This window comes from Acidobacteriota bacterium, assembly GCA_026393755.1.
Classification (GTDB): Bacteria; Acidobacteriota; Vicinamibacteria; order Vicinamibacterales; family JAKQTR01; genus JBAXOX01.
Genome location: JAPKZO010000040.1, coordinates 249,223 through 265,496 on the forward strand (window position 1 = coordinate 249,223; position 16,274 = coordinate 265,496).

The following is a 16,274-nucleotide window of genomic DNA, read 5'->3' on the forward strand; positions in this document are numbered from 1 at the left end:
CGCAGCTTGAAGACTCCAGCCGAATGTCGTACACTAAGGCACTTGCACACAGACCCCGGAGCCGGATATGAGCGCGCACGCGTGGGCGGTCGTATTGGCGGGTGGCGACGGACAGCGTGTGGCTTCTCTGACGACCGGCTATGACGGCCGGTTGATTCCCAAACAGTACTGGTCATTTGCCGGCGGCGAATCGATGATTCGCTGGGCGTTCGCCCGGGCCCTTGGCGTGGTGCCTCGCCAGCGCGTCCTGTTCGTGGTCGCCGAGCAGCACCGGCGCTACTGGGAACGGGATCTGGCCGACGTGCCGCCCGACAATCTCATCGTTCAACCGAGGAATTGCGGCACTGCGGCTGGCGTGCTGCTGGCCGCGGTCGACGTGTTGTTCCATCGCGATCCGAAGGCCAGACTGCTGTTGCTGCCATCGGACCACTACGTCGCCAACGAGCCCGTCCTGCGTGATGCGCTGCTCGAGACACTGAGGACTCGGGGGAGCAGTCATCGCCGCATTCTGCTGCTGGGCATGATCCCGGAGCAGTGTGATCCGGACTACGGCTGGATTCTGCCGGCCGGGGACGGCGCCATCGCCGGCGTGGCGCACTTCGTCGAGAAGCCGAATCTGGACGGCGCGCTCGCGTTGATGCGGCGTGGCGCCCTGGTCAACAGCTTCATGATCGTCGCTCGGGCGAGCGCGTTGCTCCGAGCCTGCCAGCAGTCGGTACCCGATCTGGTCCGGTCGTTTGTCGCGAGGGAGGAAGCCGGAACTGCGGCCGTGAGCCTGAGTGATTTCTACGCCGACCTGCCAAGCGCAGACCTGTCGCGAGACGTCCTGACGAAATCGGCCTCGAGCCTGGCGGTGGTTCGCGTCCCCCCGTGCGGATGGAGCGATCTGGGCACGCCCGCTCGCGTCTCCGCGTACCAGAGCCGGCACCTCCGGACGGCACGACGTCCGGCTGACACCTCGTGCCGGACGCTGGACGCCAATCTCGGTGCGACCGCCTGATCGGTGTGAACGACTGAACTTTATCCCCCATTCGACCGATAGAGCATCCAAGATGCCTCTCCCCCGCGCCTGCGCACCACTGCTCCTGTTCGGGTTGTGCGCGTTCCTGTTGACCGGGTGCGCCGCCAGCCGGGGACCCACGCTCCACGTGCTTCCGCCCCGCCCCTCGCTGGTTGAGCCGCCATCGGATTCGGCTGTGCTTCTGCCTCGTTCGTCGTCGGTCGCGCCGTTACTGGACTCGGGCGTGGTGCGCACCGCGCTCGGATATCTCGGCACGCCGTACGTGCTCGGAGGCACGACGCCGACCGGGTTCGACTGCAGCGGGTTTGTCAGGTACGTCTACCATCTGAACGGCGTGGAATTGCCGCGCAATGTAGCCACCCAGGCGAGCATGGGCCAACCCGTCGAGCGGGAGGACATCCGGCCGGGTGATCTCGTGTTCTTCAGCACCACCGGGCCCGGTCTGACGCATGTTGGCATTGCGACGAGCCGCGATGCATTCGTGCACGCGCCGAATTCGAGGGGCGTGGTCCGCGTCGAGCCATTGACGTCGCCGTACTGGTCCCAGCATTACGCCGGCGCCAGGCGGCTCGGTTCGTCCAGACCCGCGCCCTGACAAGCCACGCGGGTTCAGCCGAACCCGCTCCTACCGCGGCCGGCGATGAGCGGCGAGGTGTGAAGGCTGGCGGGGATGGATGCCCTTGATCGTCCCGACCTGCGCGCCGGTGTCGACCCGTCGAGTGGATCGCTCCAGGAACTGGCGCGTCTCAAGATCGGCGTCGGTGTAGAAGCGCTGGTGCTGTCGGCCATCGAGCGGCACGACATGGGTGGCGCGCGGCAGGCGTGGCTGCTCAATCACCGGTTCCCGAAAGCGCTGGGGAAACGACGGAAACGCGCGGAACGTCTCGGCGGCGACGGCTCCATGGAGCCTCGTGAGTTCGTCAAAGCGATGCGTCAGGAATTCAGAGATGGCCGGGTCGGGCCGGCTGTCCAGGTACTCACGCACCATCTGCGACACGTCCCGAAAAAACTGCGCCGTGTGCGTCTGCGCCGAGGGCCGGCCGTCCGATCGGGTCGACGCCCGAATCCCTCCGCCGTGCGGATCGACGTGATACAGCTCGTGAATGATCGTGTCGAGCTTCGCGTTCCAGTCGGAGCCGTGGGGATAGGCATCCTGCTTGGCTGAGCCTGCCAGCGTCTGGTCGCAGAATCGCGGCAGCGAAAGCGAAATCAGATGCGTGACGCGCCGGCCGCCCACTCTCACGTGCGGCGACCGCGTAATGAACCACTCCGAGCGCCGCGTCAGACGTCCGGTGCGCCGGTCGCGCCAGAAGTAGTACGCCGCCTCGCTGTCGGGCAGCATGAGGCTGTGACAGGTGGCATAGGCGCCGTGGGTGTCTGTGCGCCCCAACCGGGCGAAGACCAGCACGTCGCGGATGTCGATGGCCGCGAGCGCCGGCACGCGGGAAACGATGTCCTCCATGAGTCGGTGGACATGGGCTGTGTAATTGATCATGCGAACTGGACAATCCCGGGAGACGCCCGATCACTCCGCGTCACGCTTTAAGATGACCGGTTTCAAGACCCGTGCTAGCGGTCGAGAAACAGGCCGCTCACGCAGGTCTTGAAACCGTCTCTAGTTCATGTCGGCTGTCCAGCTGCCGCGCATTAGGCTGGCAGGCCAGTGGGATTCAGGTTCTCGGCGGCGGAGGGGGGCCCGGCTGGTCGGCCGGCGGGGGCGCCACGGCCCCCATGCGGGACAGGATGAGTTGCTGGCGCTGCCGCAGAAACGGGGTCGGCCGCGCGGGATCGTACTGGCGGGGATTGAAGATCATCGATGCCAGCATCGCCGCCTGTTCGGGTCCGAGCGCGGAGGCCGGAATCCCGAAATAGTGGCGAGCCGCCGCCTCAACGCCGTAGATCCCGTCACCCCACTCGATGACATTCAGATAGATCTCGAAGATCCGCCGTTTTGACAGCTCAGCTTCCAGCCGGCGCGCGATCAGGAACTCGCTGAACTTGCGCACGGGGTTCTTCGACGGCGACAGATAGAGGTTCTTGGCCAGTTGCTGGGTGATCGTGCTGCCCCCGCGCAGAAACTGACCCTTCTTCCAGTTCAATTCAAACGACTTCTCCAGTTCGTCGAAATCAATGCCCTCGTGCCCGAAGAAGGCGGCGTCTTCGGTCACCAGCACCGCGCGTTTCACAGCCGACGAGATCTGTTCGTACGGCACCCAGGTCTGCACGCGCCGCGGCTTCTTTCCCGCACGCTCGGCCTCGCGCATGCGCAACTCGATAAAGGCGGTGGTCGGCGGGTTGACCCGGCGGAGTGATCGGATGTCCGGCAGTGTGAGGTAGACATAGGCCGCGCAGCCGAATCCGACTGCCGCGAGCACGACAATCCCGGTGAACAGCTTCCGGATCACCTGCGCCTCACGCCCGCGCCGCGAAAAAGGGGCCTGGCCCCATTTCCTGTCACCGACCCTTCTGAGCGCCAAGCACGGACTCCAGCGCCCCCAGGAACAACAGAATGATTGCGGGGGTCGAACTGGCGCCCATCAGGCCAACCCGCCAAATCCTGCCAGCAAGCGGCCCGAGGCCCGCACCCACTTCGATGTCAAATTGCTGCAGCATCTTCGTGCGCACCGCCGCCTCGTCCACGCCGTCTGGTACCCGAACCGCGTTCAGCGTCCACAGCCGTTCGGGCTCGGGCGGCAGCAGCGAAAGACCCAGCGTGTTGAGGCCGGCCGCCAGGACATTGTGGTTCTCGCGGTGCCGGCGCCACCGCGCCTCGAGCCCTTCCTCTTCGACCATCAGCAGCGCTTCGCGCAGCGCGTAGACGAGCGACGCACAGATCGTGTGATGGTACTTGCGGCGCAGCCAGTAGTCCTCGAGCAGTGTGAGATCGAAATAGAAGCTGCGCGCCTTGACCCTTCGCTCCAGCGCAGCGGGCGAGAACACGATCGGCGCGATGCCGGATGGCGCACCGATGCATTTTTGCGCACAGCTGTAGCAGGCACCAATGCCCCACTTCTCCACGTCGAGCGGGTGGCCACCAAGCGAGGTGACGGCATCGACGATGACCAGCGCGCCGGACTCGCGGGCAATGGCCGCGACCTGTTCGACCGGATTGAGCACGCCGGTCGACGTTTCGGCGTGCACGATGGTGACGATGTCGGCGCCCCGCTCCTTGAGAGCGCGCCGCACGGCCTCGGGGTCAACGGCGCGGCCCCACTCGTGCTCGAGCCGCGTCACCTGGCCGCCATATCGCTGGCACATGCCGGCGATGCGATCGGCAAAGTAGCCTCCCACCACCGACAGGACGCGCGTCGTGTCACCGACCAGGTTCGCGACGGCCATCTCCATCGCCGACGTCCCGGTGCCGGAGACCGCGAAAGCAAACGACCCGGCGGGCGCGCGGAAGACCTGCGCAAGCTGCCCGCGCATGGCGTCCATCATGCCCATCAATTCAGGATCGAGATGGCTCAGGACCGGAGCGGCCATCGCGCGCATCACCCGCGGCGACACCATGCTCGGGCCGGGGCCAAGGAGAATTCTTTCAGACTCGGGAAGGAAGATCATATTGCCACCAGCTCGTCGTACAGTTTGCGCAGCACCGCGATAGCCTCGGGCTTGACTGGCCGCAGCGGCATGCGCGGCGCGCCCCCGACGTACCCAGCCATCCCCATCGTCGCCTTCAGCCCCGCGATCCCGTAGGTGCCGGTGACCGCAACGGCGAGCGGCGTCAACCGCCGCTGCAGCGCCCGCGCCTCGTCGTGGCGGCCGGCGCGGACCAGATCGTACAGCTTCACGCAGACATCCGGAACCACGTTGGCCACGGCGATGATCGCGCCGGCGGCGCCCATCATCATCGCCGGATAGAGCGTGCCAGCCGATCCGACCAGCAGCGGAAAGTCCGGCGGCACGCGGGCCACGATCGCGGCGGCCTGGCCCACGTCCCCGTTTGAGTCCTTCTGGCCGACGATGTTGGGATGCTCCGAGAGGGCCGCCACGGCATCCGGCGCCAGGTTGATGCCGGTGACGTTGGTGAAGTTGTAGAGCAGCACCGGCACCGGTGACTCGTCGGCGACGGCGCGGTAATGCGCGACGAGCGCCTCCTGCGTCATCTGGCTCTTGAAGTAGAACGGCGTCAGCACGAGCACCGCGTCGGCTCCGGCCTTCGCCGCCCGTTTGGTGGCCGCCAGCGTCGCCCGCGTGGACTGGCGCCCCGTACCCGCGAGCAGTACCCGATCGCGCGGCGTGTGCTCGCGCACGGTCGCCACGACGCGCTCGGCCTCATCCTCGTCGAGAAACGCCGCTTCGCCATTCGACCCGAGCACAAGCAACCCGCCGAGACCCGTCTTCATCCAGCGCTTCGTGTTGTGCGCCAGACCGGCGATGTCGATCTCGTCATTCGCAAAAGGGGTGATGGCGGGCGGATAGATGCCGTTCAGATTCATGGTTGCAGCCAAGAGAAGAAGTCGTCAGCAGTCGATAGTCGGTGGCATTCGTCGTTCGATAAGAAGCAAGAATACCGCATCGTCTACTCGTCGAACACACCACGGCAAGACGCCGACCGGATTAGGCGCCGTCAGAACGCGCGCCCAATCCTGGCACCGCACTGAATTCCGGCGTCTGGACGATGAGATTGACAGCCAGGACCACGGCGAAGATGGCAACCGCCGGAGCAAGCGTCCACGGCGCGTCCGCAATGGCGGCGATCGTGGCGGCTTCCTGGAGCATCGATCCCCAGCTGGCGTCAGGATCCGGAAACCCGAGACCCACGTACGAGAGTGTGGCTTCGGCGAGAATGAAGCCGGGCAACAGCAATGTCGCCTGTGTCGCGAGGTACCCTCGTGCGGCGGGCAGGAGGTGCCGCACGAGCAGCCGCCATCGGCCCATACCCAGCGAGCGCGCGGCCTGTGCATAGTCGCGATCGCGTTCGGCGGCCACGATCGCGCGGACACCGCGCGCGACGAGCGGCCAGCCGACAACCGCCATAATGCCAGCCACCAGCGCAAAGACGGCAGGCGTCTCCAGCACCAGCGGCATCGCCGCCCTCAGCGCCAACACCACATACATCGCGGGCAGTACGACGACGAAATCCGACAGACGCATCAGCCCGTCGTCTACCAGCCCGCCCGACACTCCGGCCGCGCCGCCGACCAGCGTGCCGATCAGCAGGGCGCCGAGCGTGGCGACCAGCGCGACGCCCAGCGACAGCCGCGCGCCGTAAGCGAGTCGCGCGAACACGTCGCGCCCGGACCCGTCAGCGCCGAGCGGCAGCCACGGTGCTCCGTCCTCGGAAGACGCGTCGACGATCACACCCCCGGAGAACCATCGCAGAGGGACGGGATGCGCGCGGTCTTCCTCATATCGGCGTTCGAGCCGGTCGGCCAGTTGCACCGGATAGACGAACGGCGCGTGCCAGCGCCCGTCGGCATCGAGGATGTGAGGCCTCATCGGCGGCGCGTAGAGACGGTCGACGAAACGCTGGCCGGGCGTGTGAGGTGTCAGAAGCGGAGCGGCCAGCGCGAGGAGCGCCACGCCGATGAGCAGGCCCCAGCCGACGCGCCTCATGATCGGGCCTCGGTCGACCCACGCAGCCGCGGGTCGACGATGGCGAGGGCGAGATCGGACAGCAGGCCACCCAGCGCGAGAAACGCCCCGCCGGCGGCCGCGCATCCGGCTACCAGGTACAGGTCGCGCGATCGGAGCGCATCGAACATCAGGCGGCCGAGCCCCGGCCACGACGTGACGATTTCGACCACGAACGATCCGCTGAGAAGGCTGCCGAAGATGAGGCCGTAGATCGCCGTCACCGGCCGCAGGGCCGGTTTGAGGGCACTCCGCCACAGGACGCGCGAGGCGGGCACGCCGCGAGCAAGCGCGGCCAGTACAAACGGTTCCCGAAGCGTGTCCGCGACGGCGCGCGCCTGCAGGCGCTCGATCGTGGCGGCAAGCGGCAGAGTGAGTGCGGCGGCCGGCACCACGAGGTGGCGCGCCAGGTCCACGACGGCGGCGAACCATCCGCCCGCGCCTGGCTCCAGGGCAGTCATGCCGCCGGTCGGCAGCCAGCCGGTGCGCGCTGCCACGAAGACCAGCAACAGCGAACTGACCAGCGACGGCAGCGAGAGCGCCAGCACCGAACCCGATCTGACCAGCGCCGACACCATCCCGCTCCGGCTCCCCGCGAGGACGCCGAGCGGCAGCCCGATCAGGGTGGCAGCCAGCAGCGCGACCACCGCCAGCAGCGCGGTGTTGCGGGCGCGTTCGGCCACCAGCCCCGCCACTGGACGCCCGTACATCAGCGACGTCCCGAAATCCAGTTGCACGGCCCGGCCCAGCCATTCGAGGTATTGCACGGCCAACGGCCGATCCAGCCCGAGCCGCAGCCGATCGGCAGCCAGCGTCTTCCCGGAGACGCCGGTGCCCACCTGTTCCGTCGTAATATCACCGGGAGCCATCCTGGTCAGGACCAGCGCCGAGGAGGCCACCACCAGGACGAGGAGCAGCGAGAACGCAATGCGCCTTGCGAGATACCGTGCCACGGCCGTATTCTTGCACGGCTGGCGTCGAGGAGACGCGCCTGTTTTTCTTTCGAAATCGGACGTCGAACCCGGCCCGCTCCGAGGTAACGTTAGACAGACTTCATGGCATCCGACCAGAATCTGCTCTCCGACCGACCCTCCGCGGCTCGCGCACTGCTGCACGACCATCTGGTGCAATTGGCCGCGTGGGTAGTCGCTGTCGAGGTCGCGATCTACGGCGTCCCGCTGCTCGCTCCGGCGGCGCTGGCCGGCTTGGGCGTTTCCGGCGTTCAGATCCCGTTTGTCGCCATTGCGGCCGCGGCTGCCTTCTACGCTCTCACGCGCATCGACGACCCCAACGAGCGACGATTCTGGCTGACGCTCGGCGCGGGAAGCCTGTGCTGGCTGGTGACCGTCACGCTCGTCACGGCGTCCCAAGGCGTCGGGGGCAGCCCGATCCGTGATGCGATGGTGGCAGCCGGCTACGTGTGCTTCTATGTCCCGTTCCTGCTGGCCGCCGAGCGGCTGCCGCACCGGCCGCAAGGCTCCGAATCCCGGCTGACCGCTCGCTGGCTCAACTGGTCCGGCCTGGTGCTGTGGAGCATCGGCTGGTTCGTGTATTTCATCGTCGTGCCCATCGCGATTGATTCGACGTGGCCGGCTGGGCGGCTGAGGGCTGCCCCGCTGTTCGTCGTACTCGACGTGATCATCGCGGCCCGATTCGCGAGCCTGGCCGTCGAATGCCGATCGCCGCGCTGGACCTGGATCTACGGCGGGATCGCAGCGGCCTTCGGTGCCTTGCTGGTAACCAACCTGATCGACGTGTTGATCGTGAAGGGTTTGGTGACGCTGCCAAACGGCTCAGGGATCGGCGTAATGTGGAGCGTGCCTCCACTGTGTCTGCTGGTAGCGTTCAGGCTGCGGCAGGTGCAATGGGGACCGATCCGCCCTGCGGCGGCAGAACACGCGGCCGCACGCGACCGAGAGCCGGCGGCGGTGGCCTTCCGGCTGATCGCGCTCGCTGCCTGCTTTCCGCTCGTGCACGCCGCGTTGCACGAGACGGGCGCACTGACGGCGACGGCTGAGGCCACCCAGAATGTCGTGGCGCTGGCGGCGATGGCGCTGCTCGGCGGGACCAGCATCGTCGCGTACCGGTCTCTCGAACGGGAACGCGCTGCCGCCGAGCGAGCGCGGGCGGCATTCGAGGAACGCCTGCGCGAAGCCAGGAAGATGGAGGCCCTCGGCCGATTGTCGAGCGTGGTGACGCACGAGTTTCTCAACCTGCTCAACGCGATCGGCGGGTACATCGACCTCACGCTCGACGATCTCGGCACTGACGATGTGCATGCCGACAACCTCCGTCGCGCTCATGACGTCGTCCGGCGCACGACCCTCTTCACGACGCGATTGCTGATCCTGAGCCGGGGCCAGCCGTTTCATCCGGCGTCGATCGTTCTCGACAGGAAGGTGACGGAACTGCTGCCGGAGATTCGCGCGATCGTCAAGCCGCGGGCCGCGGTCGATGCTCCGCTCGGGTGCGGTGACGGCCGTGTCGCCATGTCGGCCGACTACCTGCGCGAGGTGCTGATGCCGCTCGCCACCAACGCTGGTGAGGCGATCGAGGGCAGCGGCAGACTGACGATTGAGACCGGGTGGGTGGATCTCGATCCGCTGGAGGCGATTGCGAAGGCCGTAAGGCCAGGACGTTACGGTCGAGTCGTCGTCCGCGACACGGGTGTCGGAATGCCGCGAGACGTCCTGGCTCACCTGTACGAACCGTTCTTCACCACCAAACCGAAACCGCGCAACCGCGGGCTGGGGTTGGCGACCGCCTACGTCGTCGTCACCCAGCATGGCGGGGCGATGGCGGTGACCAGCGAACTGGGCGTGGGCACCTGTGTGGAGGTCTTGATTCCCGCCGCACCAACGGCGGATCCCGCACACGTGCGCTAGACATTTGCGATATGGGAGCGCGGAGGCGGACCGCCCGGCCTACGCGCGTCTTTGTGGTGTTTCCAGGCTGTGGACAACTGAGCCGACCGCATCGTCTCTGCAGTAGAATCCGCGTCATCGCACACACCGCTACCCGATTCGGCGTCCGGGTTGGCGCCAGACAGGAGGACAGGTCTATGGTGACAGTCAAGCGGCCGTGGTTCGTCGTGATCGCGATCGTGATGCTCGCAGCACTGGGTTTGCCGCTTGCGGGCCAGACTACGCTTCCAGCGAAGCCTCAGGCCGCCGTTCAGGCACCGCCGGCGGCCGCCGCAACATCCGCCAGGACCGCGGCGCTCACGCAAGCGGTTCCGATCGATCCGTCAGTCACGGCGGGCCGGTTGCCGAACGGATTGCGCTACATCCTCCGTGCGAACAAGGTGCCGGCCAACCGGGCCGAACTTCGGCTTGTCGTCAACGCCGGGTCGGTTCTCGAAGACGACGACCAGCAGGGGTTGGCGCACTTCGTCGAACACATGGCGTTCAACGGCACGTCTCATTTTCCGAAGCAGCAACTCATTGACTTCCTGCAGTCCACCGGCATGAAGTTCGGGCCGAGCATCAACGCCGGCACGAGTTTCGACGAAACCGTGTACATGCTGCAGATTCCGACGGACAAGGCGGGGCTGCTCGATCAGGCATTTCTCATCCTCGAGGACTGGGCGCACAACGTCTCGTTTGATCCGGTTGAGATCGACAAGGAGCGCGGCGTCATCATCGAGGAGTGGCGCGGCCGGCGCGGTGCCGGCGCGCGAATCCAGGACAAGCAGTTTCCGATCCTGTTCAAGAGCTCACGCTATGCCGAGCGGCTGCCGATCGGCAAGACGGAGATCCTGCAGAACTTCAAGCCCGATCGCCTGAAGAAGTTCTATGCCGATTGGTACCGCCCCGACCTGATGACGGTTATCGCCGTGGGCGATTTCGACAAGGCGGCTGTCGAAGCCACGATCCGGCAGCGCTTCGCGGCGATCCCGGCCGTGAAGACTCCCCGCGCACGAACCGCGTACGCCGTACTCGACACTCCCGGCACGCTCTATACGATCGAAACCGACAAAGAGATGACGGGAACCACCGTCGGTGTCATCAACAAGTTGCCGGCGCGGGACCACACGACGATCGGCGCGTACCGCCAGGACATTGTCGAGAACCTCGCCGAGCGCATGCTCAACGTCCGCTTTTCGGAACTGGCCCAGAAGCCGGATCCGCCGTTCGTGGGCGCAGGGGCGGGCATCGGCCCCTTCCTGCGCGGCAAGGAGGCGGCGACGCTCAATGCGATGGTGAAGGAAACCGGGATCGAACGTGGCCTGGACGCGCTGCTGACGGAGGCACAGCGGGTCGCGCGCCACGGGTTCACGCCCACCGAGTTTGATCGGCAGAAGCGTGACAGGCTGCGCGGTCTCGAGCAGCAGGCCGGCGAGAAGGACAAGCTGCAGTCCGCGATGCTCGCCAACGAGTACACACGCCACGCGCTGGTGCAGGAGCCGATCCCGGGCATCGTGTACGAGTACGAGCTCTATCAGCGATTCCTGCCTGAGATTACGCTCGCCGAGATCAACGCGCTCGCCACAAGATGGCTCGCCGAGTCGAACCGCATCGTCATCGTGTCTGGCCCTCAGAAGGAGGGCCTGGTCGTTCCCGACGAAGCCACGCTGGCCGCGGTGATCAAGGCCGTCGGCGTCAAGGAAGTCGCCGCCTATGTCGACACCTCCGACAACAAGCCGCTGCTTGATCCGATCCCAAGCCCGGGACGCGTCGTCAAGACCAACACCCGCGATGGCATCGGGATCACCGAGTGGGAGCTGTCGAACGGCGTCAAGGTGGCGCTCAAGCCGACCGACTTCAAGCAGGACGAAATCGTGTTCCGCGCGTTCAGCCCTGGCGGCACGTCGCTCGCCAGCGACAAGGACTACGTGGCCGCGATGACGGCCAGCCAGGTGGTCGGATCGGGCGGGATCGGCCAGTTCAGCGCGATCGAGCTGCGCAAGGTGCTGTCGGGCAAGGTGGCGTCGGCCAATGCGTCGTTCAGCGACGTCGCGAGCATGGTGTTTGGCAGCGGGTCGAAGAAGGACCTCGAGACGATGTTCCAGCTGATCCACATGGTCTTTACGCAGCCGCGATCCGATCCGGCCATGTTCGGGGTGATTACCTCCCAGATGAAGACCATGCTGGCCAATCGGAAGAACACGCCTGCCTACGCCTTCAGCGAGGCACTCAGCCAGATCATGAGCCAGGGGCATTTCCGCGGACGCCCGATGAGTCCCGAACTGGTCGATGAGATGAGCCTCGAGAAGTCGATGGCGTTCTACAAGGAGCGGATGGCCGACGCCGGCGGATTCACGTTTGTGTTCACGGGCAGCTTCGATCTCGACGCGATGAAGCCGCTCGTGGAGCGTTATCTGGCCAGCCTCCCCTCGGCCGGCCGGCACGAGACGTGGAAGGACGTCGGGATGCGCCTGCCGAAAGGCGTCAACGAGAAGACCGTCGAGAAGGGGATCGAGCCTCAGAGCCGTGTCGCCCTGATTTTCAATGGCCCGTTCCAGTACACGCAGGCCAATCGCGTGGCCATCCGCGCCGTGGCCTCGGTGCTCGACAACCGGCTGCGGGAAACGCTGCGCGAAGATCTCAGCGGCACGTATGGCGTGACGGTCAGCGCCAACTACAACCGGGTACCCGTGCCCGAATACTCGCTGTTAATCAACTTCACGTGCAGCCCGGCCCGCGTGGACGAACTGGTCAAGGCGATGCTCAAGGAGATCGACGGGCTCAAGACCGGGGGGCCGAGCGAGAAGCACACCGCCGATGTGAAAACCACGTTGCTGCGCGACTACGAAACCAGCATGAAGCAGAACGCATACGTGATGACCCAGCTCTATGGCCGGTACGAGAGCGGCGAGGATCCGGCCGGAGTCTTCACGTTGACCGACTTCTACAACAAGCTGGACGGGGCCACAATTCAGCAGGCAGCCAGGACGTACCTTGACACGAACAACTACGTCAAGGTCGTGCTGATGCCGGAGAAGAAGCAGTAACCGGACCCTAACCGCGACGCTACCGTAGGGGCACGGCATGCCGTGCCCCTACGCAGCTCTTCGAGACTCCTCGCTACTTTTTCCCCGCCGCCAGTTCCGCCTTCAACACCTCGACCGCCTTCTCGATCTGGAGGTCGCGGCCTGCGGCGAAATCGGTCGGCGTGTTGTCGACGTACACGTCGGGCTGCACGCCAAAGTTCTCCATGTTCTCGCCGCGCGCGGTCCACACGCCGCTGCCCGGCGTGCGGATCGTCGAGCCGTCGAGCAGTGTGTACGATCCGGTCCCGATCACCGCGCCCATCGATGGCACGCCGATGACCTTGCCGAGCCCGAGGTCCTTGAAGCCCTGCGGGAACATCTCGGCATCCGAGGCCGAGCGCTCGTTCTCCATCACGACCATCGGCCCGTAGAAGTTCTGCGGGCGCCACACCTGCATGTCCGAATCGCGGCCGACGGCATACTGATATTTGCGGCCTGCCAGGATGCCGAGCAGCTCCTGGTCGATGCCGCCGCCGCCGTTGAAGCGCTGGTCGATCACCAGCGCCTTCCTGGTACGGTTCGCCGCGAGATCGAGTTCGAACTGCCTGAGCGACGGCGCATCCATCGCCCGGATGTGCAGATACCCAATCTCGCCGTTGCTGAGCCTGCTGACCATCTCGCGGCGGTCGTCCACCCATTTCGCATACTGCAGGTTTCCGAACGCGCCGCCGCTGATCGGGTCCACCGTCAATTCCCACGCGCCGTCCTTCGCCGGCTTGCTGTTGAGCAGGAAGTGGAACTTGCGCCCCGCCGACAGCGTGAAGTACGTCCAGTAACTGTCAGACGTCTTCAGTTCGTGGTCGTCGACCATGATCACGAAGTCGCCCTTCGTAATCTTCAGGTAATCGTGATCGGCCGGGCCCGCCTTGTAGATGTGCCCGACGCGGTAGAACCCGGAGGCGTCGGCTACGAGATCGAATCCCGGATACCGTGTCTGTGCGGGCGAGGGTGTCGCGGCGGCCGGGCCTCCGCTCACGCCGGTGTGCGAAGCGTTCAGCTCGCCGATCATCATCATCATCACCGAGTGCAGTTCTTCCTCGTCGACGAGGTACTCGAGCAGCGGCTCATAGAGGACCTTGGCCGCGTTCCAGTCGGCGCCGTGCATCCTGGCGTCGTAGAAGCGGTTCTTCATGATGCGCCAGCCCTCGTTGAACACCTGCTTGCGCAGCGCCTTGTGGTCAATCTCGAGATTGGCGCTGAAGCTCACGCGCCGCGCCGTGGCCCCGCCGCTCGCCGCAGGCTCGGGTGCCGAGCTCGCGCCGCCGCGCCCGCCGCGGCCGCCGCCCGTCGCCGCGGCCGCCGCCCCTGCTCCACCGCCGCTCGGAACCGCCGCGGCATAGAGTCCGCGCCCGGAGCGGAAGTAGATCGTGCGGCCGTCGCGCGTGAAGGCCATGCCGCCACCGCCGCCGGAACCGCCGCCGCCACCCCGTCCGCCTCGCCCGCCCGCCGCCGGCTCTGCCGCGGGCTGCGGCACGCGCGTGGCCTGATCGGTCTCGACGTTGAGAATGTAAATGCCGGAGGATGACGCGCCTCCGCCGGCCGCACCACCCGCCGCGGGCGCCGCCGATGACGTAAACGCCACTGAATGGCCGTCAGGTGTCGGCGTCAGCCCTCCGAATGTGTCGCCCGTCGCGTTGAGCCGCCGTGCGCGACGCGCAAAGCCGTCCCAGTCGATCTTTACCTCGACCGGCGCCTGCCCCGCTGCGCCGGCTCCACCCTGCCCTGAGCCTGTCGAAGGGCGCCCTCCCCCCGCAGGTCTTGCCGCGGCTTCCGCCGCCAGGCCCTGCGCCTCGTTGTCGATATCGCGGTTGAGCGGATCCTTCTCCTGGTCGCGCAGCGCGGTGGCCCACATCTGCATCGTGTTGGGGAAGCGCCCACCCGTCGACGCGACGCCCGTGCTGACACCCGCCGACGAGGTGAACACGAGATACTTGCCGTCGGCCGTCCAGACGGCGTTGCCCTCCGAGAACAACAGGCTGTCGTCCGACACGTGCCGCTCTTCGCCGCCCGCGATGGGCGCGATGTACACGTGCGACCTCATCGTCCGATCCTGCTTCGAGAAGGCCACCCACTTGCTGTCGGGCGACACCGCCACCGACCCAATCCGGCCGACGTCGCTCGAGGTGATGACGGCCGTCTTGCCGTCGGCCACGGCGTAGCTGTACAGCTTCTTGTCGGCCGCCGTGTAGAGCAGCAACTTCGAATCGGGCGTCCACATGAGCGCGCCCTTTTCGTTGTCGAGCGTGGTGATCTGCTTGAGGCCCTTCCCTTCCGCATCACAGATCCAGATCTCGTCGCGGCCTGAACGGTCGGAGACGAACGCGAGGTACTTTCCGTCGAACGACCACTTCGGCGACTGGCTGCGCGAGGCCATCGAGTCCGGCGCCACCCGCGTGATGTCGCCGCGGTCGGACGCGATGGTGAGGATCTGGCCGCGCGTCGAAATCACGGCGCGCCGGCCCGACGGTGACAGATCAAATCCGTCGAGTTCGTTCTCGACCGTCTCGACATCCGCCTGGTTCTCTTTCTCGTCGGCGACAATGTCGATCTTGATTTCGGTGCTGCGGCCGGAGGCCACATCCAGCTTCCAGATGCCGAAGTTCTCCTCGTAGACAATCACTTTCCCGTCGCTCGACATCGACGGCCAGAACAGGCTGCCGGACGTGTGCCTGGTGACCTGCACGGGCGCGCCGCCTGCGATGCCGACCTTGTAAATATTGTTCACGCTCTTGAGGACGTCGGGGCTGCCTGGCTTGACGGCCTTGTCGTTGGGCAGCGGATCAGCCACGAAGTAGATTTCGTCTTTCGGACCCCACATCGGCCAGTACCGGTTATAGCGTTCGCCGCCGAGCAACGGTTTGTAGGTCTTCTGCGCCAGGTCGCCAATCCAGAGATCGGCCGCGTAACTGCCGCGATAGTGCTGGCGCGACCAGACGCCCGGATGGCGGTTGAAGACGAACTGCTTGCCGTCGGGCGAGTAGTTGCCCCAGTAGCCCCAGTCGACTGGCAACGCCCGGTCGGCGCCGCCCGCAGCCGGCACCTCGTAGAGGGTCGCCACGCTTGGAAACGCGCCGTCGCCGCGGGCGGTCCGGAACACGATCCGCTGCGAATCGCGCGTCCATCCCACGACTTCTTCGTTGCCGGTGTGATACGTCAGCCGCTTGGGCGTGCCCCCGGCCGCCGGCACCACAAACACGTCGTAGTTGCCGTAGCGGTTCGACGCAAAGGCAATCCACTTTCCGTCGGGCGAGAAGCGAGGGTACACGTCGCGTCCCGTGTTATCGGTCACCCGTACGACATTCGATCCATCCTCGTTTGCGACCCAGATATCGCCGAGGTAGCTGAAGGCAATCTTGCCCGCGTGATAGTCGGGATGACGGGCCAGACGGACGGGCGCCGCCGCGGCCACGCCAACCACGATGAACGAAACCAGTACGCCGAGGATCGTGACTCTTCGCATCATCTTCACACCTCAAATGTCGCCGTCCGCAATCACCCGCGATCGCTCTCAACTTCGGCGTGCCAATGCCACCTTCGCCGGGCTTCCGCGCTCCCGCGGAACGAATCGGAAACCGGGCAGGATGCTACGCCCCTGGCTGGAAGGCGTCAAGCAAGCAAGGCTGGGGCCAGCCGTTTCGGAACCGAGGTGTTGCCGAGGCCGCGACGGGCGGTCGGTACAGACGA

11 protein-coding genes are annotated in these 16,274 nt (G+C 66.1%); 4 read left to right on the forward strand and 7 right to left on the reverse strand.

Annotated features, from left to right (window positions below):
• Positions 1-67: 67 nt before the first annotated feature.
• Entirely contained in the window at positions 68-1,000 is a 933-nt protein-coding gene (locus NTV05_18190) for a sugar phosphate nucleotidyltransferase (GenBank protein ID MCX6546326.1), read from the forward strand.
• 52 nt (positions 1,001-1,052) lie between these two features.
• Entirely contained in the window at positions 1,053-1,616 is a 564-nt protein-coding gene (locus NTV05_18195; protein ID MCX6546327.1) for a C40 family peptidase, read from the forward strand.
• Positions 1,617-1,646: 30 nt separating this feature from the next.
• Here NTV05_18195 and NTV05_18200 read toward each other — a convergent pair whose 3' ends face one another.
• From NTV05_18200 to NTV05_18225, 6 genes are all read right to left on the reverse strand, one after another.
• Positions 1,647-2,516 (reverse strand): hypothetical protein, encoded by an 870-nt coding sequence (locus NTV05_18200; GenBank protein MCX6546328.1) that lies wholly within the window; start codon positions 2,514-2,516, stop codon positions 1,647-1,649.
• A gap of 175 nt (positions 2,517-2,691) precedes the next feature.
• The gene (mtgA, locus tag NTV05_18205) at positions 2,692-3,498 is read right to left on the reverse strand and encodes a monofunctional biosynthetic peptidoglycan transglycosylase (GenBank protein MCX6546329.1); all 807 of its coding nucleotides are present in this window, start codon (positions 3,496-3,498) and stop codon (positions 2,692-2,694) included.
• Complete coding sequence (locus NTV05_18210; GenBank protein ID MCX6546330.1) at positions 3,476-4,504, reverse strand: alanine--glyoxylate aminotransferase family protein; 1,029 nt, start codon at positions 4,502-4,504, stop codon at positions 3,476-3,478. The genes mtgA and NTV05_18210 overlap by 23 nt, the downstream gene beginning before the upstream one ends.
• A 74-nt stretch (positions 4,505-4,578) precedes the next feature.
• On the reverse strand, positions 4,579-5,460 hold the full coding sequence (locus NTV05_18215; GenBank protein MCX6546331.1) for a dihydrodipicolinate synthase family protein: 882 nt from the start codon (positions 5,458-5,460) through the stop codon (positions 4,579-4,581).
• A gap of 121 nt (positions 5,461-5,581) precedes the next feature.
• Complete coding sequence (locus NTV05_18220; GenBank protein MCX6546332.1) at positions 5,582-6,580, reverse strand: ABC transporter permease; 999 nt, start codon at positions 6,578-6,580, stop codon at positions 5,582-5,584.
• Entirely contained in the window at positions 6,577-7,551 is a 975-nt protein-coding gene (locus NTV05_18225) for an ABC transporter permease (protein MCX6546333.1), read from the reverse strand. The genes NTV05_18220 and NTV05_18225 overlap by 4 nt, the downstream gene beginning before the upstream one ends.
• Positions 7,552-7,653: 102 nt before the next feature.
• Here NTV05_18225 and NTV05_18230 point away from each other — a divergent pair, with 102 nt between their 5' ends.
• Together NTV05_18230 and NTV05_18235 are read left to right on the forward strand one after the other, a co-directional pair.
• Entirely contained in the window at positions 7,654-9,483 is a 1,830-nt protein-coding gene (locus NTV05_18230) for an ATP-binding protein (protein MCX6546334.1), read from the forward strand.
• Positions 9,484-9,659: 176 nt separating this feature from the next.
• Positions 9,660-12,551 (forward strand): insulinase family protein, encoded by a 2,892-nt coding sequence (locus NTV05_18235; protein MCX6546335.1) that lies wholly within the window; start codon positions 9,660-9,662, stop codon positions 12,549-12,551.
• 73 nt (positions 12,552-12,624) lie between these two features.
• Here the strand turns inward: NTV05_18235 and NTV05_18240 are convergent, their stop codons facing one another.
• Positions 12,625-16,053 (reverse strand): S41 family peptidase, encoded by a 3,429-nt coding sequence (locus NTV05_18240; protein ID MCX6546336.1) that lies wholly within the window; start codon positions 16,051-16,053, stop codon positions 12,625-12,627.
• Between the last annotated feature and the right edge of the window lie 221 nt (positions 16,054-16,274).